This is a genomic window from Marinifilum sp. JC120 (assembly GCA_004923195.1).
Lineage (GTDB): Bacteria > Desulfobacterota > Desulfovibrionia > Desulfovibrionales > Desulfovibrionaceae > Maridesulfovibrio.
The window spans coordinates 1-554 of the sequence record RDSB01000149.1 but is presented as its reverse complement, the minus strand read 5'-3'; the positions used below and the strand labels follow the sequence as shown (position 1 = coordinate 554).

The 554-nt window shown below is 41.2% G+C and carries 1 protein-coding gene; it reads left to right on the top strand.

The annotated features are described in order from the left end of the window. Window positions 1-109: 109 nt before the first annotated feature. A partial coding sequence (locus D0S45_20760) for a hypothetical protein (protein TIH06212.1) occupies window positions 110-554 on the top strand: 445 nt, incomplete at its 3' end.

Here is a 554-nt window from a genome sequence, read left to right as displayed (position 1 = left end):
ATATGCTTTTTCCTATCCAATCAACAACGGCCAGCCCTTCTAAATTAGCAGTCAGCCGCACAAGTATTTGCTTGTGCGGCTTTTTTTATAACTCTAAAGGAGAAAACAGATGATGAAACTGATTCGCGCGGGCCTGATGTCCGCAGTTATGGTTGTTTTGATGTGCAGTGGTGTGTTTGCGCAGGGAACTTTTGTTCCGCAGGGTGGAATCACGGTTCCGTTTATGACGTTTTGGGATAACAATAAGAAATTTTATCGGACCAATATTTTTTTGAGTAATATCACAGGTAGTGATCTAAAATGCAAAGTTACCCCCTATGATCATGATGGTTATGAAGTTCCACAGTATTTGATTGTTCTCTCAGGTAATAATTCCGGAAGCTCTACTCATATAAGTGCAGGAGTGGAAGAATTTGATATTCCGGCCCATTCAACTCGTGTTGTTACTGTTAGGGTGACAAACGCAAAAAAAACAATCTACGGTTATGCACTGATCGAATGGTCTTCAGAAGATGCTGTAGCAAGAAGGGCGCTGATCGGAGATGTTAGAAAAT